The 20,743-nt window shown below is 55.4% G+C and carries 17 protein-coding genes; 15 read left to right on the top strand and 2 right to left on the bottom strand.

The window, feature by feature from the left end; translation table 11 throughout:
• The first annotated feature begins 28 nt into the window (after nucleotides 1–28).
• The 6 genes from A11S_RS11255 to A11S_RS11230 all read left to right on the top strand — a co-directional run bounded on the left by A11S_RS11255 (nucleotide 29) and on the right by A11S_RS11230 (nucleotide 8,618).
• Nucleotides 29–490 (top strand): inverse autotransporter beta domain-containing protein, encoded by a 462-nt coding sequence (locus A11S_RS11255; protein WP_041802775.1) that lies wholly within the window; start codon nucleotides 29–31, stop codon nucleotides 488–490.
• Nucleotides 481–1,710: a right-handed parallel beta-helix repeat-containing protein gene (locus A11S_RS11250; protein ID WP_148285148.1), complete on the top strand. Its 1,230-nt coding sequence runs from the start codon at nucleotides 481–483 to the stop codon at nucleotides 1,708–1,710. Before A11S_RS11255 ends, A11S_RS11250 begins: the two co-directional genes overlap by 10 nt.
• 34 nt (nucleotides 1,711–1,744) lie before the next feature.
• Entirely contained in the window at nucleotides 1,745–2,095 is a 351-nt protein-coding gene (locus A11S_RS11245) for a DUF3147 family protein (RefSeq protein WP_015468634.1), read from the top strand.
• 37 nt (nucleotides 2,096–2,132) lie between these two features.
• Nucleotides 2,133–2,798 carry a hypothetical protein gene (locus tag A11S_RS11240; protein ID WP_015468633.1) on the top strand — a complete coding sequence of 222 codons (666 nt, stop codon included), beginning with the start codon at nucleotides 2,133–2,135 and terminating at the stop codon, nucleotides 2,796–2,798.
• Nucleotides 2,799–3,002: 204 nt separating this feature from the next.
• A complete protein-coding gene (locus A11S_RS11235) occupies nucleotides 3,003–3,794 on the top strand; it encodes a hypothetical protein (protein WP_015468632.1) in 792 nt (263 codons plus the stop codon).
• A gap of 9 nt (nucleotides 3,795–3,803) precedes the next feature.
• Nucleotides 3,804–8,618, top strand: coding sequence for a protein with mRNA degradation ribonuclease J1/J2 domain (locus A11S_RS11230; protein ID WP_015468631.1), 4,815 nt, complete (start codon nucleotides 3,804–3,806; stop codon nucleotides 8,616–8,618).
• A gap of 32 nt (nucleotides 8,619–8,650) precedes the next feature.
• Here A11S_RS11230 and A11S_RS11225 read toward each other — a convergent pair whose 3' ends face one another.
• Nucleotides 8,651–9,610, bottom strand: a complete 960-nt coding sequence (locus tag A11S_RS11225; RefSeq protein ID WP_015468630.1) for a 50S ribosomal protein L11 methyltransferase — start codon at nucleotides 9,608–9,610, stop codon at nucleotides 8,651–8,653.
• The gene (locus A11S_RS11220) at nucleotides 9,611–10,039 is read right to left on the bottom strand and encodes an FYDLN acid domain-containing protein (RefSeq protein WP_015468629.1); all 429 of its coding nucleotides are present in this window, start codon (nucleotides 10,037–10,039) and stop codon (nucleotides 9,611–9,613) included.
• 294 nt (nucleotides 10,040–10,333) lie between these two features.
• Here A11S_RS11220 and A11S_RS11215 point away from each other — a divergent pair, with 294 nt between their 5' ends.
• The 9 genes from A11S_RS11215 (at nucleotide 10,334) to A11S_RS11175 (ending at nucleotide 20,740) form a co-directional block, all read left to right on the top strand.
• The gene (locus A11S_RS11215) at nucleotides 10,334–11,461 is read left to right on the top strand and encodes a thiolase family protein (protein ID WP_015468628.1); all 1,128 of its coding nucleotides are present in this window, start codon (nucleotides 10,334–10,336) and stop codon (nucleotides 11,459–11,461) included.
• 238 nt (nucleotides 11,462–11,699) lie between these two features.
• Nucleotides 11,700–13,004 carry a hypothetical protein gene (locus tag A11S_RS11210; protein ID WP_015468627.1) on the top strand — a complete coding sequence of 435 codons (1,305 nt, stop codon included), beginning with the start codon at nucleotides 11,700–11,702 and terminating at the stop codon, nucleotides 13,002–13,004.
• A gap of 194 nt (nucleotides 13,005–13,198) precedes the next feature.
• Nucleotides 13,199–15,607, top strand: coding sequence for a 3-hydroxyacyl-CoA dehydrogenase/enoyl-CoA hydratase family protein (locus tag A11S_RS11205; RefSeq protein ID WP_235067803.1), 2,409 nt, complete (start codon nucleotides 13,199–13,201; stop codon nucleotides 15,605–15,607).
• A 15-nt stretch (nucleotides 15,608–15,622) separates the two neighbouring features.
• Nucleotides 15,623–16,417: a hypothetical protein gene (locus tag A11S_RS11200; protein ID WP_015468625.1), complete on the top strand. Its 795-nt coding sequence runs from the start codon at nucleotides 15,623–15,625 to the stop codon at nucleotides 16,415–16,417.
• Between the two features lie 6 nt (nucleotides 16,418–16,423).
• Nucleotides 16,424–16,720, top strand: a complete 297-nt coding sequence (locus A11S_RS11195; RefSeq protein ID WP_015468624.1) for a hypothetical protein — start codon at nucleotides 16,424–16,426, stop codon at nucleotides 16,718–16,720.
• Nucleotides 16,721–16,722: 2 nt separating this feature from the next.
• Complete coding sequence (locus tag A11S_RS11190) at nucleotides 16,723–17,736, top strand: cytidine deaminase family protein (protein ID WP_148285147.1); 1,014 nt, start codon at nucleotides 16,723–16,725, stop codon at nucleotides 17,734–17,736.
• Nucleotides 17,737–17,767: 31 nt separating this feature from the next.
• The gene (locus tag A11S_RS11185) at nucleotides 17,768–19,561 is read left to right on the top strand and encodes an acyl-CoA dehydrogenase C-terminal domain-containing protein (protein WP_015468622.1); all 1,794 of its coding nucleotides are present in this window, start codon (nucleotides 17,768–17,770) and stop codon (nucleotides 19,559–19,561) included.
• Between the two features lie 151 nt (nucleotides 19,562–19,712).
• Entirely contained in the window at nucleotides 19,713–20,387 is a 675-nt protein-coding gene (locus A11S_RS11180) for a 2OG-Fe(II) oxygenase (RefSeq protein ID WP_015468621.1), read from the top strand.
• 50 nt (nucleotides 20,388–20,437) lie between these two features.
• Nucleotides 20,438–20,740, top strand: coding sequence for an SCP2 sterol-binding domain-containing protein (locus tag A11S_RS11175; protein WP_015468620.1), 303 nt, complete (start codon nucleotides 20,438–20,440; stop codon nucleotides 20,738–20,740).
• Nucleotides 20,741–20,743: the final 3 nt, after the last annotated feature.

Below are 20,743 nucleotides of genomic sequence, written 5' to 3'. Positions count from 1 at the left end.
GCCCGTTTCTTGAAACGGGCCGTTTGCTGTGGTACGCAATCATGACGTGATTGATGTAAATTTTTTAAAATGTGAAATCTTGATTGGGAGAAATATGAATTCTAAATCAAAAGCCCTTTGTTCCGTTGGTGTCATAACAACCTTGGCCTTGTTTTCATGGCCGGCGCAGGCGCAGGATAAATGGGAGCCCTATATTGATTTGGAAGGTAAAATCGGGAATGAGCGTGATGTAGGCGAAATCGATTTGTTCATGCCGCTTTCTCAAGATGACGATACTTTATTTTTCTCTGATCTCCGCCTGCGTACAGATAACAATTCCAGCAGCGAAGGCAATTTCGGCTTGGGGCTGCGCCAGATGCTGGATCATGGCTGGAATGTTGGGGCCTATGGCTATTTTGACCGCACCGCCGCCAAACATCCAATGATAATTATTTCGATCAGATTACATTGGGCGCAGAGCTGCTGGGCCAAGATTGGGATGTGCGTGTGAACGCCTATCAGCCCATCGGTGAAAAAAACAAATCTGTTGATGCGTTAAACACCGCGACCCTTACGGGGTCGAGCTTCACCGTCACCCAAGGTGAAGAAGTCGCAATGCAGGGGTTCGATGGCGAGGTTGGCTATCGCTTGCCCGTCTTTGATGTGGATTCGGGCACCAATTTGCGCGCCTATGCTGGTGGTTATCATTTCTCCTCCGATACAAATGGTGTTGACGATGTGCAAGGCCCTCGTCTGCGCCTTGATCTGACCTTTGATGAATTGCCATTTGCGTGGAAAGGGTCACGTTTCTCTGTCGGGGCGGAATGGCAAAAAGATGATCCGCGTGGATCCCAAGGATTTGTGTCCGCCCGTTTGCGTATCCCGTTCAGCGCGTTTACAGGGGATAAAAACCCATCGAAAACGCTCACCACCCAAGAACGCCGCATGATGGACCCGATCGTGCGCGATATTGATGTCGTCACCCAAGCCGGGGCCTATGGGCGCAGCGAAACGGCGACCGAAACCACCGATGGCCAAACCATCACAATTGTGAATAGCGCGGGCATAGCGGACACGGCGGCCCTGAACACGGCCCTGACCAATGCCGGGGCAAACACGGTCATTGTTACTGACCGTATTGATACAACCGCCCTTGTGATTGTACCCGCCGGGCAAACATTGATCGGCAGCGGTGCGGTCGGTGTGCGAACCCCATCGGGGATGAATGCGACGGCCAAAAAAAAAAAAAGTGCATTGGCGGCTACCGACACCAGTTTGTCTTATATGATGAATATTGGAAATAACACCCATATCAAAGGCATGAATCTGAGCAATTCCAATAGTGATGGCACAGGTACGTATGTCGTGAACGCACAGACTATGTCCGGTGTTGTCATCGAAAATTCTACGATTACCAGCTTTGGCGCGACCGGCGGCGGTGTGGGTGTTGATGTGCGCAATACGACGAATGCCATTGTGCGCAATAATACCATTACCGCGTCCTCCAATAACGCAGGGGCCGTTGGAATGCTGATCAATGGCGCATCCAATGCCACGATTGCCGATAACAACTTTTCTTTGTCAACGTCTGGGCCGAAAACCGTTATCTCTGGCAACGGCACGACCAGCATTCATGCCGGTTCAACGGGTAACACCACGGATGGTGGCATATGTAGTTTCACGGTTGCGCCAACGGGATCGATTGGATTTTCAACGATCACCTGCCCTTAGGGGCGTGTAAACAGGGATGAAGGTGGACTAACTGATGCTTTATGCCGTTATCAAGGCCGCGCTCTCTGGCATTTTGGTGGCGGCGGTGAAAAAAACGGCCCGCCGTTCGCCTGCCTTTGGGGCGTTGATTGCGTCTCTGCCGCTGGTCTCGGTGTTGGCCATGATCTGGTTGTGGCGGGATACGGGGGATGCCGAACGCATCGCCAGTCATGCCGAGGCCACGTTCTGGTATGTTTTGCCGTCCTTGCCGATGTTTCTGGTCTTCCCGGCCTTGCTGCGCCATGGCGTGCCGTTTTATGCGGGGCTGGCCGTGTCCTGTGTCATGACCATTATTCTTTATTTTGGCATGACGTTCCTGTTGAAACGGTTCGGTATTGTTCTTTAAGATGGGTCATCTTTGATCCGCACGAAGGCCCCCCATCATGCTCACGAAATTCTGGTTCTACATCCTGCCGCCCGTCCTGATCGTGGGGCAGTTTATTTCGGAACGTCTTTTGGATCACCCGACGCTGGAATTCATGTACAGCGAATTAGGGCTGTATGAGAATTTGCAGTTTCTGGTGCTGGTGGCCGCGGTGCTGGTGGCGCTGGCGACCTTTGTGCGGATGGACCGTCGCGCGGATCTGTTGATGACGGCTTGGGTCGCGATGGCCGCATTCTGCTGTGTTTATGTCGCGGGTGAGGAAATCAGCTGGGGTCAGCATTTTGTCGGCTGGGGCACGCCGGATTTCTGGACCCATCTGAATGACCAGAATGAAACCAACCTGCACAATACATCCGCCTGGCTGGACCAGAAGCCGCGCCTGATCCTGATGATCGGGGTGGCCGTGGGTGGGTTGATTATTCCATTGCTGCGTAAAATTCGTCCGGCGGTTTTGCCGGCGCGCTTCAATGCGTTTTATCCGTCATCGTCCCTGTGGGTTGTGGCGGCGCTGGCGGTTGGTGTGCATCTGCTGGACAAGGTTGTCGAAGGCATGGGCATCAATCTGTTTGAACGCACGAGTGAGATGCAGGAATTGTGCTTCTATTACTTTGTGCTGCTCTATCTGCTGGGTCTGTATCACCGTTTGCCGCGCGCAATTCGATAACACCTTCATTGAGAACGCAAATGCAAAACCCCGCCCTGTGGATAAGACCGGGCGCGGGATGGTGTGCGTGTCAGGGGAAGGGTAGAGTTATTGCACGGGATTGGTCGGGAAACCAGTCTTGAAATAAAAAATTCTTATGCCTATGACTGCCATCAGGTTTCACGTCTTTTTATAAATAAAACAAAAAGATGCGCAGGAGTAAAAGTGGCTTACAGAACCGAAATAACGCCGCTGCCCGGTACGGGTGAGGCCCATTCTATCTGTATTCCTGCGGCGCGGCTGAACTGGCCGGTTGCCGGGTGGACCCTCTTCGAATTTTTACAGAAACCCGAATCCGCCGCGACCCGGCGGGATTCCGCCGAATCCACCATTCTGGGGCTCGGATACTCCATTCATAACTGTCACGCCGTACATGGCAATGGTGCGCCCTGTGACGGGGCGGACACGGTTTTGCTGCGCATCGATTCGTGGCATTACGATTTAATGGGGCAGGTGACCGATCTTCCGGTTATGGAAATCGTGTTCGATGCGCGGCGGTTTTCCGTGCCTGCGCGGTCGGTTATCAGCCTGAAAATCATGGCGCGGCCGATTAAAATTACGGAAAAAATTTCTTCACGGGCGGTGAATGCCGCGCTATTCTTCCTGCACCAGATCCAGGCGGATCAGGTTCCTGATTTCGAACGGATTTTGGAACTGCACCGCCTGCACCCCGATTTACGCCGGACGTCGGATGATGTCCTGAATGATGGCCAATCGGGATCGGGTGGAAAACAAAACAATAAAAAGCTGACTGTGCCGTCGCGCCGCCCGACTTTGGGGCCGAAAGTGGCAACAGCATATGATCGCCCAAACCGCACACAGATGCTGGACCGGCGATTGCCTGACCGAACATTGGCGGGTGGATGTGTGATGGATACGGGGCAACCCGCATCCGATGAACGTATGCCAGAAAAAATAACAAGCATACACAGGGACAAGCGTTTCTTGGGGGAGTAATCGGGAACAATGACCAACACCACAAACACGCCGGATCAGGACAACATCCCCAACGCGAACAGCGGGGATGTGAAAAAGACTCCGAAGGCCGTGATGAGTTTGGGGCGGATCTTTGAACGCGCGGCGGATTTTGACCTGCGCTATTTCCCCATTGAAATCGGTGTTGATGCCCAGAAATATTACGAATCCCGCCCCTCCGGCTATGCCGGGGTGAAATTTTACGCGGAACAGGGCGCCATTCATGGTGTGCACGCCGATGTTCAACCGGCCACCGACGGGTCCATTGCCATTGCGATTGAACATTGGGTTCACCGCCCCAACGGCGACAATATCACCACCCCCTTTATGACGTTGAAGGCCGAACCGGCCAAGTATAAGGGCAAGGACGTGATGCGCATCACCGCATTGGTGGTGCAGGGTGAGGCGATCAATCTGCATGACCGCCGCGCCGTAACGGCGGCTGTGACCACCTGCCAACAGGTTTTGGAAACGCTGCGTCTGGAACAACGCATGCCGATGCTGGGCAATATTGCCAAGGATGCGGGGTTGAAGATCAAACCGCTGCCCAACACGTACAAGGACGGCAATGCCCGTCTGGCCTATGAAGAGGGGCGCAAGAACATCACCCGGTCTTTGCGCATTCCGCCGCAATATGTTCCGGCGGTGACGGGCTTTTTCCAACAGGGTTATGCCGCCCGTCCGGGCCAGCCGGTGTTGTTCCATGCCGCAACACGTGGCGCGGCCACGGGGGGCGACACGGATTCCGTCCGCTACAGCCTGCAGGCCGAAATGGTCCGCGGTGAAACGCCGGATCACACCAATGTTGAAATGACATTGGCGAAAAAAGATTTGGCCGCCAGCCATGATTATCAGGATCACAATCTGGTAAAACTGTCCTTCCGCCCGGTGCGGAGTGAGAAGGGCAAGGGTCTGGTGGAATTGTCCGCCGCGACGATCGGTGACCGCAAACAACGCGCCAGCGACCATAAAAACATGGTCCGCATCCTGCATTTCGCGCATGACGCGATGCTGGATGTACGCGATGGGATCGTGCCGGATTTGGGCGACATTATCGGTTACACCAACACACAAAAAGCGATCAGCGGCGTGCCCGCCTTGACGAAAGAAGAAGGTGCGCGCTTTACCACCCGTATTCTGGGCGGCAACCCGACCAACGAACATCTGCCGGGCCGCGAACGGGGCTTGGGTGCCAACTGCTTCGCCGATCATTACGAATATATTGATGATAAGGGCAAGCTGGTGACCGAATCGCTGGTGCGCGATGTCGGGATCATGGCACTGGACCGCGATAAAACCGGGTATGACGCGAAAATGGCGTTCGCGGGCGATTATTACCGCCACCGCAACAACCCAAAACACAAACCGAAATATCAGGCCGCTGCGACCTTTATCACGCACTGGCACTATGACCATAATGGCGGTGTGCCGCATATGTTGCTGGCCGGTTACGTGATGGATCATGTGATCTGTAACGCCGCGACCAAAATGCATATCGAAGATATTTGTAAAAAGCTCGATGTGCCCAAGGAATGGATGCCGAAAAAATGGACGGTGATCGATTCCCTGATTGATGCGAAGAAAGAGCTGCAGATCAGTAAGAACATCACCGCCGAATTCGGCTGGACCCCGCACTCCGCGCCCACCAACTGGGTGTTTGTGAAGACGCCGAAGGGGTCGTTGTTCCATTATTCCGACGCGAAATTTGATCAGACGGTGGAATCCAACCACGTGTTTGATGTTGAACGCATCACCGCGTTGAAGCCGACAATGGTGACCGTCGATTCCACGCGTGCCAGCTTTATCGGCCCGATCAAACGCGAAGACGACGTGAAAAAGGGCATGGTGAAATTTATCAACCAGTCGCCGGACAAGGCCCCTGTTACCCTGCATATCGGGACGAACGCGGCCCGCCTGGTGACCACCGCCGATGCCTATGGCGAAACCGATCGTGACACGATTGTGCTGGGTGCATCCTTGCGCTTTACCAAAAAAGTGCTGGAAAAAATCGGCCGTAAAAACGGCAAGACCCTGAAGGAACACGCACGTCAGGCTTTTGGTCGCCGCATTCTGAACTTCACGCCGACCGGCGTTGGTGTGAATGCGATTTTGAAGGGCGATATTCGTCACCATGGCTTGGTCGTGACCGGGACACACAACGAACAAATGTCCATTCTCAACCGTTTGATTGAGAACAAGGACCAGAAGAATCTCGGCTTCATTACACCGCAACGCTACAAATTTATTGTGTCGCAGACGGGGATTCCGGGTTCGGAAAAACACTACAACAAGGTAATCAAGTTTCTTGAGCGCCGCGGGTACGAATATGTGATCGAACACGCTTCCGGTCACGGTGGGCAAGAAGATGTCGAGCGTATGATGGATATGGCCGGGGCGCCCTATGGTCTGGCCACGCACGGCGATGTGCCGCAACGGGCACACAGCTCCGCCCTGATGGTCAAGCACGGCATGACCGCGATTAACCCCAGCGAACAAGACGTCATCCAGATTTCCGATGAAAAGGGTTGCGCCATCATTGGTCAGGAAAAATCAATGATGACCTACATCACCATCAAGCGTCCGAAGGACCAGCACTTTGGTGGTGGCGAAGATGTCGAATATCTGACCAAGATTGTGCCGCCGGAAATTAAAACCCCGATGGGCGACATGATCCGCGAAATCGCGGATGCGCGTGAAGAAAGCGGTGATGAAAAACATCGTTTGAAACTGCGCCGCGCCGCCCGGGACCAGCATGATGCCGTGTTGAACATCGACGGGGCGAATTTGAACCCGAAACAACGCCGCGTGCCGATGTCCCTGCCGGATTATTATATCCAGAACGGGTTTATGCGCGGCATTACATACGATACCGAAACGACCCAATTGGGCCGTTATGCCGCCATCCACCAATTCGCCGCGGTTCAGTACGATTTGTTGGGCGATGCCAACGAAAAATGGGCGAACTATTACCAGGTTTTACCGCGCACGATCCTGCCGGATCTGGACGCGTTGCTGACCACCAACGTCATGCCATCCGCTTTGTATGAAAAGCCGGCGGTGGATGCGAAGGGGGCGTTTAACAACCCGGGTGAATTAAACGGCGCCTTCCCGCCGCGCCTGTTCTATTTCAAGATCAAGGAATTTCTGGAACAGTCGAAAGAGGTTTCGTTCAAAGACGAAAAGGGCAACGAACATACGGCATCGCGCCTATATATCGACGCCGAGCAAAAGCCGGGAGACGCCAGCCGCAGTAAGGCTAAGGGCGATAACGGCGTGAATGTCTATGAACAAAAAACCATCAATTATGTTCTGGACCCGTCAAAGAAGAAAGAATTGAAATCCCCGCGCATGGTGCACATCAAAACCATGGTGGATGGGGCCAACATCTTCAACGCTGACAATATGTGGATGCAACAACTGGCTTTCGCCGCCGGGGATTTGAACTATTTCCCGATGAGCAGTGGCGGCATTCGCAGCAGTGATATTCGCAACAAGGCGCGCATGTTTGCCTATCTGCGCCCGGATAAATTCAAGGTCCGCCGCAAACCGGAAAACCCGGAATTCCCCGACTTCACGGTCGAAGGGCTGATGATTTCCAACAATCTGGTGTCCAAGAAGGACGGCGCGGCACACGAAGGACGCAACGACGTCATCATGGAACGCCGCCTGGACCAATTCATGCGGTCCATTGACCCGGAACTCTACACCCGCATGACCATGAACGCGAACAAGGCCGAGGTGAAAAAATACCTCGGCGGGACGCATAATGGCATGGTTTATCCGCGCCACCTGCTGACCTATGTCAACCGCACGGCGTACAAGGCGTGCGCGAATATCGGTGTTTATGTGGGTCGATCCACTGAACGCCGTTACGCGAACAAGGCGGTTTTGTTCAACGTGTCCGATTTCGACCCCAAAGAATTCATGCATATGGGGCCACAGGAAATCGCCGAGATTATGAGCGATCGGAACCACCGTTTGCACAAGGCGTTTGAAATTATTGATATCAATAAACAGCCACTGGTCACGTCCGTTGAGCGCGGCATTGCCATTGGTGCCAACCGTGGCGCGTCGCTGGAACAGATGAAGGCGAACAAGCACTTCATCGAACGCAACCCGGAAATGGCCGCGAACATGGTCCGCGCGATGGAAATGGCGCGTTACTTCCCCGATTTCGACCGCAAGCAAACATTGGAAGAACGGGTCTATGCCCCGGCCTTCATGGAAATGTCCGCGCATGACAAGGCGCTGGCGAAATTGTTCGTGCCCTGTGCCGAGGAATTTGCGAGCGCGAAAGAATCCGATCGCATCAACCGCGAACGGGCCCATGCGCTGGATCAATTCCATTCGGTTCAGGTGCGTGAACGTTATGTCGCTGTGCTGTACCGCGCGCAAATGGAACATGCGCAATTGTTTGGTAAATCGAAAAATTATCTGCACCCCGATGATCTGGCCCGTGAAAAGGCCAAGGAAAAGGCCCGTATTCATGGTCTGATTGATACGGATGCGGTGTCATTGGGTCGTCTGGAAATGCAAATCAAACGCGCCCATGAAACATGGGAAGAGCGTATGACGGGCAAGTCCAAGAAAGACCGCGCGGTGGCCGAGGCGATTTTGAAAGAAACGGAATCGCTGGTGCAGGATATCAAGACCAAGATCGCGAACAACGATCCGGATTGGGCGTTGTCGGCGGATGATTACCGCCTGTTGGGTCTGGATGATAACCGCCCCTATGGCACGTACCAGCGCCCGCTGGCGAAGTCGAAGGTCCGGGTGCCGAAGCCGCCGAAGCAGAATTTAGGATAAAGAAAAAGGCCCGGTCAAACGGGCCTTTTTTATCACTTCTGCATCAGCAACGACGTCCATTCCCCGCGCACCATGCGTGTCACGGGTTTCAGGTTGAGGGCGATATAGGCCGCCTCAACCTCATCCGCTTGTTCATTCAAAATCCCGGACAGGATGACAAATCCATCCTGTTCCATCGCCGCGACCAGATCGTTGGCCATGGCCAGCAACGGCGCGGGCAGGATGTTGGCAATCACGATTGTATAGGGGGCGTTGTTTTGCACCAACGGCAATCGGAACCCATCCCCGGCGCATGTGGTCATGCCCGTGGTGTTTGATTGTTCGTCCCATACTGGCACATGGTTGATTTCGCCGTGATGGTCGGTGACGCGCATACATTCGGGGTCGATGTCGCTGGCAATCACCGGGCGGTCAAACAACATCCACGCGGCAATGCCCAAAATGCCCGACCCGCATCCCATGTCCAGAATGCGGCCCGGCGTCATGCCGTCGGCTTTTAATTGTTCCAACAACAACAAACATCCCGCCGTCGTGCCGTGTTCGCCCGAACCAAAGGCGGTCGCGGCATCAATCTGCAATGCGCGGAAACCATCGGGCGCCGGGTCGGTGGAATGGCTGCCGTGAATGTAAAAACCGCCAACGGTAAAGGGCGGGAAGGCGCGATAAGATTGTTCCAGCCAATTGGTGTCCGGGTTGACAATCGCACAGTCCAAATCCGCCGGTGTCACGTTGATCATATCGGCCATATCAAACATGGCGGCGGCGTCATTCAAATGTGCGGCCAGCGCATCCGGCTCGGCAACACCCGCCAGCAACCATTGCATGGTCCATGCCGTGGCCCCCAGATCGGATTCCGATGCCGGGGTTTCGCGGACCAGTGATGATGAGATTTGATCGCCGCCAAAGGCTTCATCAGCAAAAAGGCTGGCCTGAACATCGCTCAGGCCAGCCGGAAGGCGTATTGTAACGGTATAAAGAGATGCGTCAGACACTTAGTCTTCGTCGTCCTCGTCTTCATCTTCGTCGTCGAAATCGTCATCATCCAGATCTTCGTCCAGATCATCGTCGATATCCAGATCGTCATCGATGTCGATATCTTCTTCGTCGGCATCAACGTCATCGGCGTCGGCTTCTTCCAGCTCCTCGACCTCGTCCAGGCTGACGGTATCGTCTTCCTGTTCGACTTCGTCTTCGTCTTCCAATTCTTCGGCGGCCTCATCCGCATCGGCGGCGGCGGCCGGGCTTACTTGACCTTCGTCATTGGCGATGGCGCGGCTGCGGCGGGCCTTCAGCTTCACTTCACCGGTAAATTCCGCCGCGCAATTCGGGCAGATGACCGGACGTTTGTTGAAATCATAAAAACGGGCGCTGCAGCTGTTGCAGATGCGTTTCATGCCCTTTTTGTCGGTTGCGGTGGCCACTGACTTTCGTCTCCTTCAATAAAAATCGGATCGGGGTTCGGGGTGGTTTTTTCGTAATTTCCCGTATTCCCCTGATAGGGATAGGTGATGCCCGGAATTGTCCCGGGAGTCAAACGGAATGTCAAAAAGAAAAGCGCCCCGCAAGGCAGATGAGCACGGGTTGTGTATGCGCCCCCCTCGAAACCCGTAGATTCACGCACTATATCCCTGTAATGTATGGGACGGACAAACCGACTCACCCCACCCGGTCCCGGGTCTTCGGGGTTATTTCCCATCTATCCGGAGGGTTACAACATGACAGAAACAGCCGTAATTTGTGGCTTTAAACGCAGCCCGATGCATTTGGCGACCAAGGGTGCCCTGGCCAAAGTGCGTCCTGACGACATCGCCGCCACCGTTATCACCGCCCTGGTGAAGGAAACGGGCGTGAAGCCGGAAGATATCGAAGATTTGATCATGGGCTGCGCCTTCCCCGAAGCCGAACAGGGCTTTAACCTGGCGCGTATCGTGGTCCAACTGGCCGGTCTGCCGGTGTCGGTGGGTGGTGTGACGATGAACCGTTTCTGTGGTTCGTCCATGACGGCGATCCACATGGCCGCCGGGGCGATTGCCATGGGCGCGGGCGATGTGTTCATCTGCGCCGGTGTTGAGTCCATGACCCGCATCCCGATGGGCGGCTTCAACCCGATGCCGAACCCGACTTTGGCGAAAACCTTCCCGCAGGCTTATATGAGCATGGGTGAAACCGCCGAAAACCTGGCCAGCAAGTACCAGATCACCCGTGGGGAACAGGACCAATTTGCCGCCAATTCGCAGGCGAAAGCCGCTGCGGCTGCGGCGTCGGGCAAGTTCGATGCGGAAATTGCGCCGATTGGCGATATTAAAACCGACGGCATTATCCGTCCCGAAACCACCGTTGATATTCTGTCCGGTCTGAAACCGGCCTTCCTGTCCGATGGTACGGTTACGGCGGGGACGTCATCACCGCTGACCGACGGGGCTGCGGCGGTGCTGGTCACCTCTGAATCCTATGCCCGCAAACATAATCTGCCGATCATGGCGCGGATCAAATCGATTGGCGTGTCCGGTTGTGCGGCGGAAATCATGGGCATTGGTCCGGTTCCGTCCTCGCAAAAGGCGCTGGCCCGCGCCGGTCTGTCGATCAAGGATATCGGCCTGTTTGAATTGAACGAAGCCTTCGCCGCGCAATCCTTGTCGGTGGTGAAGGAGCTGGGCATTGATCAATCCCGCCTGAACATTGATGGCGGCGCAATTGCGCTGGGTCACCCGCTGGGGGCTTCCGGTGCACGGATCACCGGCAAACTGGCCAGCCTGATGCAACGTGAAGGCATCAAAACCGGTCTGGCCACCATGTGTATCGGTGGCGGTCAGGGCACGGCCATCGTGTTGGAAGCGGCCTAGGGTTTTAAACCCTGCTCTATCCTTTTGCGCAGGCAAAATGCAAAAATTCAGGCCGGAGGGGCGACCCTCCGGCCTTGTTTTTGGCGGATTTCCTTACATTTCAGTGAAACCAGCGGCGTTAACGTTTACATCATGTTTACGCTCAGCGGTTACCATAATAGTGCGGCGGCGCACAATAGCTCCGTTTCCCCCCTGCGGGCGGGGGCGTGGCTTTCTGATAGAGGCGGGGTTTCTGCGTATGAGTTCTGTGGTCACATTGCTGACGACTTTGGGTTTGACGGACGCAACCGATTTCGACGCGGTCGAACGGGGCTTTATGGAACGGGTGCATGCTATCGTCGCCGTGGCCTCCGACAATTTTGATGAAGCCCAGGTGAAGGCTCAGGAGCAGGAACTGCGCACCTTGTTCCAGCAATTTTTCGATTACGCCATGCAATGGGCCGCCCATGATGTGAAAGCCCAGATGAAAATCCCGGGTCGTCCGAAAGACCACCCCGATGCCATCCGTTTAAAGGCCGAGGCCCGCAATGTCCTGCGCGGGTTGCAGACCAATATCACCAACTTTGCCGTCGCCTATATGCAGATCAACCGGTTTACGACGCTGGTGCGCGAAGGCATTCGTCAGGACAAGTCCAAGGCGCTTGATATTTCGGGGCGCAATATCAAATGGACCGCGGATGCCGGGGTGATGATGGCCCGGTATGACAAACGCAAAGCTGAATTGCTGGAATACAAGCTTCGTTTCGGGGCGGCGCGGGATTTGCTGGCCAGCATGGAACCCGACTGGATCACAATCACCAAATCGCTGGATGCATTGTACGGCCCTGTTGAGGCCGAGGCCTTGGAGCGATCGCTGCGCGCGTCTTTGCGTATCGGGGATATAAAACGTGCCCGCACCGTGGCCAAAGCCGCATTGGAGGGCAAGCTCCGCTTTGGTGTCGAACGGCCCGATGCCGTGCGTCAGGTGTTGGCGCAAACCCTGACCCGTCTGGTTGATTTTTATGATGAACATCAAAGCGATTTGCTGGATGAGGAGAAACGCCTGTTCCTGCGCGCCAGTGAATTGGGATTGGTGATGGAAGCGCAGGTGCAGGAAATCCGCAAGATCAATGGGTTTATTATGAAATATAGTTTGCCCTATATGGAATTTAAATTGGGCACGCTGGCGCATTTGCGCGACAAGATGATGGTGATTGGGTCGCTGGAAAATCTGATGACGCTTTATCGGAAAATGCTGTCCGGCCTGATCCGCCCGCTCAGCGATATGGGTATGGTGCGGGAATATGAATCGACTGTGATTAACCGAACCCGCTATCTGCAAAGTAACTTTTTTGGCGAAGTTCCGACCATTCTGGCCCAATCCGCCAAAGTGGTCGCGGAATTCCGCGTCCTGCAAAGCGATTATCATAAAAATGTCGCCCAGGCCGAAATCGAAGGCGTTGATCTGGGGGATGATGACGGGGCGGAGAATACATCCGCAACCGACAGGGCCAGGCCGGGGGCGGATGTTCAGGCGGCGCCATCGTCCATCGCCGCATCCTGATCGCTTTTTAACCGCCTGTTTTTGCGTGCTGTGACTGTACAAACCGCTTGGTACAGCCTATCTTATTTACGCCTTCTTCTTCCCGGCGCGGGGTCTTCTGCGTCGCTTTCACCATTCACCGTTTCATCACAAAACTGGCATACACCATGTTTGGCTTTTTCAAGAAACTCAATCCATCCAAAGGGACCAAAACCATGACCAATTCCTCCATTCAAAAAGTGGCTGTTATCGGATCGGGCGTCATGGGGTCGGGCATCGCGGCGCAAATTGCCAATGCGGGCATTCCGGTCGTGCTGTTGGATATCGTGCCGAAAGATGCGGCGGATCGCTCCATGCTGGCCAAGGGTGCCATCGACAAAATGATGAAGGCCGATCCGGCCCCGTTTATGTCGAAACGCAATGCGAAACTGATCACGCCGGGGAATATGGAGGATGACCTCGCGCTTCTGTCTGATTGCGATTGGATCGTCGAAGTCGTTCTGGAAGATTTGAAAATCAAACATGCGACGTATGAAAAATTACAGGCGCACCGCAAGCCGGGTTCCGTGATTTCGTCCAACACATCCACCATTCCGCTGCATTTGCTGGTGGAACCGTTCGGGGACGCGCTGGCGAAGGATTTCATGATTACGCACTTCTTCAACCCGCCGCGTTATATGCGTCTGCTGGAACTGGTGACGGGGCCGAAAACGCGCAAAGACGCGATCAAGCTGGTGCGCGATTTCTGTGATATCCAGTTGGGCAAGGGCGTTGTGGAATGTCACGACACGCCGGGCTTCATCGCCAACCGGATCGGGACGTTCTGGCTGCAAGCCTCCCTCAACCATGCCGTGGACCAGAAGGTCAGCGTGGAAGTGGCCGATGCCGTGTTGTCGAAACCGGTGGGTATTCCGAAAACGGGTGTGTTCGGCCTGATTGATCTGGTCGGGATTGATTTGATGCCGCATCTGGCGCAATCGCTGCTGTCCACCTTGCCGGAGGGTGATGAATATCGCCGCATCTCGCGCGATTTTGATTTTATCAAGGGCATGATCGCCGCCGGTTATACGGGGCGTAAGGGCAAGGGCGGGTTCTATCGCCTCGACACCACGGGCGGGAAGAAAGAGAAACAGGCGTTTGATATCACCGCGTCTTCGTTCAGCGAATCCGCATACCGCAAAGCCGACAAACCGCGTCTGGATTCCGTTGATGCGGGCAAGGCCGGGTTGCGGGCTGTTGTCACCACCGATGATGCGGGTGGCCGTTATGCGTGGGCGGTTCTGCGCGATACGCTGGCCTATGCCGCGTCACTGGTGCCCGATATTGCCGATTCCATTGCTGATGTCGATGAAGCCATGCGTCTTGGCTATAACTGGAAATTCGGTCCGTTTGAAATGATCGACGCGCTGGGCGCGCAATGGTTTGCCGATGCGTTAAAAGCCGAAGGCAAAGCCGTTCCGGCGTTGGTGCAGAAAGTGGGCGCTGGGTCGTTCTACCGCGTTGAAAACGGCAAAATGCAATATTTCGGCACCGACGGCGCCTATCACAATGTGGTCCGTGCCGATGGTGTCCTGCTGTTGCGTGATATCAAGCTGTATTCCAAACCGTTGTACAAATCATCGTCCGCCGCCCTGTGGGATGTGGGTGATGGCGTTTTGTGCGTTGAATTTACCGGCAAGATGAACGCGCTGGATAACGATGTGTTCGATGTCTACCACCACGCCATCAAAAAGATCGGCGATGGCAAGGGTGAGTGGAAGGCGCTTGTGATCTATAACGAAGGCACGCATTTCTCCGCCGGTGCCAACCTCGGTCTGGCGATTTTCGCGATGAATATCGGCCTGTGGCCGCAGATTGAGGAACTGATCTCCGGCGGGCAGAAGGCCTATATGGCCCTGAAATACGCACCGTTCCCGGTTGTCGCGGCCCCCAGCGGTATGGCGCTGGGCGGGGGTTGCGAAATCCTGCTGCATGCCGACCATGTCCAGGCGCATGCCGAAACCTATTGCGGTCTGGTCGAAGTGGGCGTTGGCCTGATCCCCGGTTGGGGTGGATGCAAGGAATTGATCCTGCGCTTCCAAGAGCGTGAACGCGAACAGTACAAGAAAGCCATTGGCGGTGGTGATCGCCTGTGGATGTCGCCGCAAAACACGCCGATGGGCGCGGTGCGCAAGGCATTCGAAGTGATTGGCACGGCGACCGTGGCCAAATCCGCAACCGAAGCGAAAGAGATCGGATATTTCCGTGACCGTGACGGCATCACCATGAACCGTGACCGCCTGCTGTTCGATGCGAAGAAAAAGGCGTTGGAGCTGGCGCAAAATTACGCCGCGCCGGTTCCGGTTGAATCCATCCGCCTGCCGGGCCCGACGGGTAAGGTCGCGCTGGATATGGCTGTTGCCGATTTCAAAAAATCGGGCAAGGCAACGCCGTATGATGTGGTTGTGTCCGATCACTTGGCGGCGGTGTTGTCCGGTGGGGACAAGGCCGATTGGACCACCCCGGTCAGCGAGCAGGATATCCTGAAACTGGAAATCTATGAATTCATGAAGCTGGTGAAGAACGAAGGCACCCAAGCCCGCGTTGAAAACATGCTGTCCACTGGTAAGCCGTTGCGGAACTAAGGATCGTACCCGGGAATGAAAAAAAACATCATTTTTTGGGGTTTGATTCTCGGGGCGGTGGCGCTGCTGGGCCTGATTCTGCTGAAAAGCTATGGGGCTCAGCTGGATTCCGAACGCATGAATCAGGGTGTGGACGCGTTGTTTATGGCGACGTCCGTGCCCGCCGATACGCCACCTGCGCAATGGCCGGATATTATCCGGCAATTCGTGGCGGCGCATGCGCAAATTGATCCGGAAAAACCCCTGAATGGTGACAGCGGGGCCTGGGTCGAAACGATCAGCGGCCTGTTGATGCACGCGCATAAGAAAAGCGATGTGCGTCCCGCAATCAACCCGGCCACGGCCGCGCAATTGATGGGGTTGATGTTGCAACGCGCCGGGGTCGAAGCCCGCATTGTCGAATTGTTCCGTTACGCCCCCGGGTTCCCGTCGGTTCCGATGGTGGAAACGAAAGAGGCGACCAGTGGGCAGTGGGCGTTGCATGACCCGGCGCGCGATGTGTATTGGGCCAATCCGCAAAAACGCGAACGGGCCGGGCTGGAAACCATTGTGCGCGATCGGGCGGAAAATTTCATGCCCTGTAACATGACGACATGTGATTGGGCGCTGGTGTCGCAAACGGGCATAACGCCCCAAGATATGGCGGCATATTTCGTTCTGGGTGTGGCGTATGATCCGGTTGATCCGGTGATGTTTGTAAATAATGAACAATTCTCCCTCACCGCGCCTGTAACGGGTGTGGATGGTGCGGCGGTTTCGTTCTGTCAGGCGCGCTCTCATCTCTGCGCCCTGCGCAAAGTGGATTATTGATACGCGATGATTTTTTTCAAAAAGGGCAAGAATAAAGGCAAGAAAGGCGGCGGTGATGTTCCACCAGCCCCCGGTGCGCCGCCGCAACGTTCGCCCGAAAGCATAAAATTGCGTGAACAGGCGATGGAAAATGCGCGCAAGGCCCGCGCGGAAATCGGCGAAGAAACATTGCAAAAAATCGCCGCCGCGTTAGAGGAAAAAAACCGGTCCGCCGGTAAAAAAGCCCGCGATGAAATTCGCCAGATGGACAAAGATCGCGTGGCGAAACATCTCAAAGACCTGCTGTCTGATCGGGATAAATGATCATGGATTTTGTGCGGTCTTTTCACACGCTGGACGAAAAAACAATCATGCCATGGCTGCGTGATGTGCGGATGCAGGCCTATGCCCCCGCATCGGGCTATCGCGTCGGGGCCGTTTTGATTGTGAAAACGGCAACCGGGTTTTTGGGTTTTGCCGGTGTGAATGTGGAATCGATTGAACACCGCCTCAGCATCCATGGTGAAGAGGGGGCGTTGTCCGCGCTGGTCACGACGTTGGGGCCGGATGTGGCCATTGAATCGGCGTGGGTGATTGGCGGTGTGGATGATCATGGCTCCGAAAGCGATATGGTCGCGCATTGCTGCGGCAATTGCCGCCAGCAATTGGCGGGCCTGGCACGAACGCCCGATATTCGGGTGCGCAATTGTGCCCTGTCGGGGCGTGTTGTTGATACCGCGTTGAATGACCTGCTGCCCGATTCGTTCAGCTTTGATAATTTTAATGCCGAATCTTCGGCCCTGCGGTCCCGCGCCATAGAAACGATTACACCGGATCAGGATGTAAATGATCTTGCCCGTCGTGCGGTGCGGAATGAACCGCACGATATTCCGGCCTTGCGGGCTTGGGCGGGGGAATTGAAATCCCTGAATTACGCCAGCCACACATCGCAAACGGTGATTTTGGCGTTGGATAACGGGACGTATGTTGCGGGCGTGAAAATTGAAAATGCCGTTTTCACGGGCCTCAGCGCGATGCAGGCGGCTTTGGCCATTGCCAATGTGTCGCAAAAACCCGGATGGTCCGTGACCGAGGCTTTTGTGTTTTCTGAACGCGGGGGTGATGCGGGGGCGTTGCGCGGTGATGAAATTATGCCGCTGTCGCTTTCGGCCCTGCAAATCCTCAATGAATTTTCAAAGTCGTCGATTATCCCGCTCACGCATCTGTGCGCGAATGGGGATGGGATGACGATGACTTTGGCTGACTGGGGGGCGGAAGCCCCGCGTATGCACCATGAAACACGCCGTATTCGCAACGGACTTTTATTGTCCGCGGCATGATTCGTTTTTAACCTGAGAAGGACCTTGTGAAATGCCTGTCTATACCGCACCGCTTGATAATATTCGCTTTGTTCTGAACGATGTTCTGGGGGTTGAAAAACTCTCCACCCTGCCGGGCTATGAAGAAGCCACACCCGACATGATCGACCAGATCATCGAAGGGGGCGCGGCGATTTGCCAGGACATTTTGTTCCCGTTGAACCAGTCGGGGGATAAAGAAGGTTGCACATTCGAAAACGGCGTTGTGCGCACACCGTCCGGCTTCAAGGATGCGTATCGCGCCTTTACCGAAGGGGGCTGGACCGCGCTGGCTGCTGATCCGACCTATGGCGGTATGGGCATGCCCGCGACCGTGAATTTCGTGCTGCAGGAAATGATCTGCTCCGCGAACATGTCGTTCGGCATGTATCCGGGCCTGTCCGAAGGGGCGTATAACGCCCTGCATTTACACGGTACGGATGAATTAAAAGATATTTATCTGCCGAAACTGGTCACGGGCGAATGGTCCGGCACAATGTGCCTGACCGAACCGCATTGCGGCACCGATCTGGGGCTGATTAAAACCAAGGCTGTGCCGAATGGTGATGGGTCCTTCGCCATTACGGGGACGAAAATTTTCATCTCCGCCGGTGAACATGATTTGACCAGCAATATCATCCACCTGGTGCTGGCGAAACTGCCGGACGCGCCGGAGGGGGTAAAGGGCATTTCCCTGTTCGTTGTGCCGAAATTCATGCCGAAAGACAACGGTGATGTCGGCGCGCGCAACGGTGTGGCGTGCGGGTCCATCGAACATAAAATGGGCATCAAGGGTTCGGCGACATGTGTCATGAACTTTGATGGCGCGACGGGCTGGCTGGTCGGTGAACCGCATAAAGGCATGCGCGCCATGTTCACCATGATGAACACCGCCCGTCTGGGCGTGGGGATGCAGGGACTGGGCATTGCGGAGGTCGCGTATCAAAACGCGCTGAACTATGCCAAGGAACGTCTGCAGATGCGTGCGCTCACTGGTCCTGCGGAACCGCAAAAACCGGCGGACCCGATTATCGTGCATCCGGATGTGCGCCGCATGTTGATGACCGGCAAGGCCGTGACCGAAGGGTGCCGCGCGCTGGCCTACTGGGCCGGGATGCATCTGGATATTGCTGAACGTCACCCGGACCCGGCGCAACGCCAGGCGGCCGATGATCTGGTCGCCCTGTTGACCCCGATCGTCAAGGCGTACCAAACCGACATGGGTTTTGAAATCGCCAACATGGCGGTGCAAGTTTATGGCGGCCATGGCTATATCTGGGAACATGGCGTGGAACAATATGTGCGCGATGCGCGCATCTCCCTGCTGTACGAAGGCACCAATGGCATTCAGGCCATGGACCTAGTCGGCCGGAAGATGAGCGCGAATTATGGCCGCTACCTGCGCCGTTTCTTCCACCCGGTGGGGCAGTTTATCGAAGAAAACCAGGCCGATCCGGCAATGCAGGATTTTGTGTTCCCGCTGGCCAAATCATTCGCCAAACTGCAACAGGCTACGGCCATGGTGGCGCAAAAGGGTCTGAAAAACCCGAACGAAGCAGGGGCCGCGGCATCGGATTACCTGCGCATGTTTGCGTTGGTTGCGCTGGCCTATATGTGGGCCCGTATGGCTAAGGCGGCCAATGAAAAACTGGCCGCGGGCGCAGGCGACAAGGCGGACTTCTATGAAAGCAAACTGAAAACCGCGCGGTTCTTCTATGACCGTATCCTGCCGGAAACGGATTTCCGCTTTAAACAGGCAATGGCCGGGGCGGACAGCGTGATGGCACTGGATGCGTCAGGCTTCTAAAACAGACATGAAAGCCCGGGATGATCTCCCGGGCTTTTTTGTGTCCTTTTTGTGCCTCTTGCGCTTTTTCTGGCGGTGTGGTGATGATACTCCCACACATTGACGGTCCGCACAGTACGGGTTGTCATTTTTGACATTGGGATTCTTATAATTGGGCGATGCCGTACCGGCTTTCCGATTGGACCATGATAAAATTGCGGCATTGAATGCCCGCATTGCCGATGATCTTTATGTGCAGGGATGGTCCGTCTGCACCGACTATGTTCCCGAAGATTTGCGCGCGGCCCTGCTGGCCGATTTGGCCGCCCAGGAAGAAGCCGGACGCTTGACGCTGGCCGCCGTCGGGCGTGACACGACGCAAACCGTGGAAACAACCATCCGCAATGATCGCACGCTCTGGCTTGCGGGCCGTGATGCGGCCCCGGCGGCCTATCTGGATTTGATGGGGCGTTTGCGGTTGGATCTGAACCGCCGGTTGATTCTGGGCCTGTTTGAATATGAAGCGCATTATGCCCGGTATGATGCGGGCGGGTTTTACCGCAAACATGTGGACGCCCTGCATGGTGAACGCAACCGTGTGGTTTCAACCGTGACGTATCTCACCCCGGACTGGGCCGAATCTGATGGCGGTCATCTGGTTTTATACGATGCCGTGGACCAGGACCGGGCCATCGCCCGGGTTTTGCCCGCGGCCGGCACATTGGCTGTGTTTTTAAGCGAGGAGATCCCGCACGAGGTCCTGCCCCCTGCGCGCCCGCGCAATTCTATTGCCGGATGGTTCCGGTGCAACCCGTCGGGCGAAGACCGGGTTGATCCGTTGCGGTAAAAGCGTATCTTATTGGGCATCTGTCATTTTTTAGCGAATGGATGCCTGCCATGAACCTCGACGAAGCCACCAACCAGATCAACCAGAAAATCGCCCAATCCCCCGGCCTGAACGCCCGTGTGAAATTCAATTTTGGCGATGACGGAATTGTGTTCGTGGATACAACGCAAAGCCCGCCGGTCGTGAATCACGATGATGCCGATGCGGACGTCACGCTGACCTGCGCCCTGTCCACGTTTGCGGGATTCCTGAATGGATCCCAAGACCCGAACATTGCCTTTATGATGGGTAAATTGAAAGTTGCCGGGTCGATGGGGCTGGCGCTGAAACTGAATGCGTTGCTTGAGGGATAAATT

Origin of the sequence: Micavibrio aeruginosavorus EPB, from assembly GCF_000348745.1 — a bacterium.
Taxonomy (GTDB): Bacteria; Pseudomonadota; Alphaproteobacteria; order Micavibrionales; family Micavibrionaceae; genus Micavibrio; species Micavibrio aeruginosavorus_A.
The sequence above is the reverse complement of the archived record's forward strand: the minus strand, read 5'-3'. Positions and strand labels throughout refer to the sequence as shown.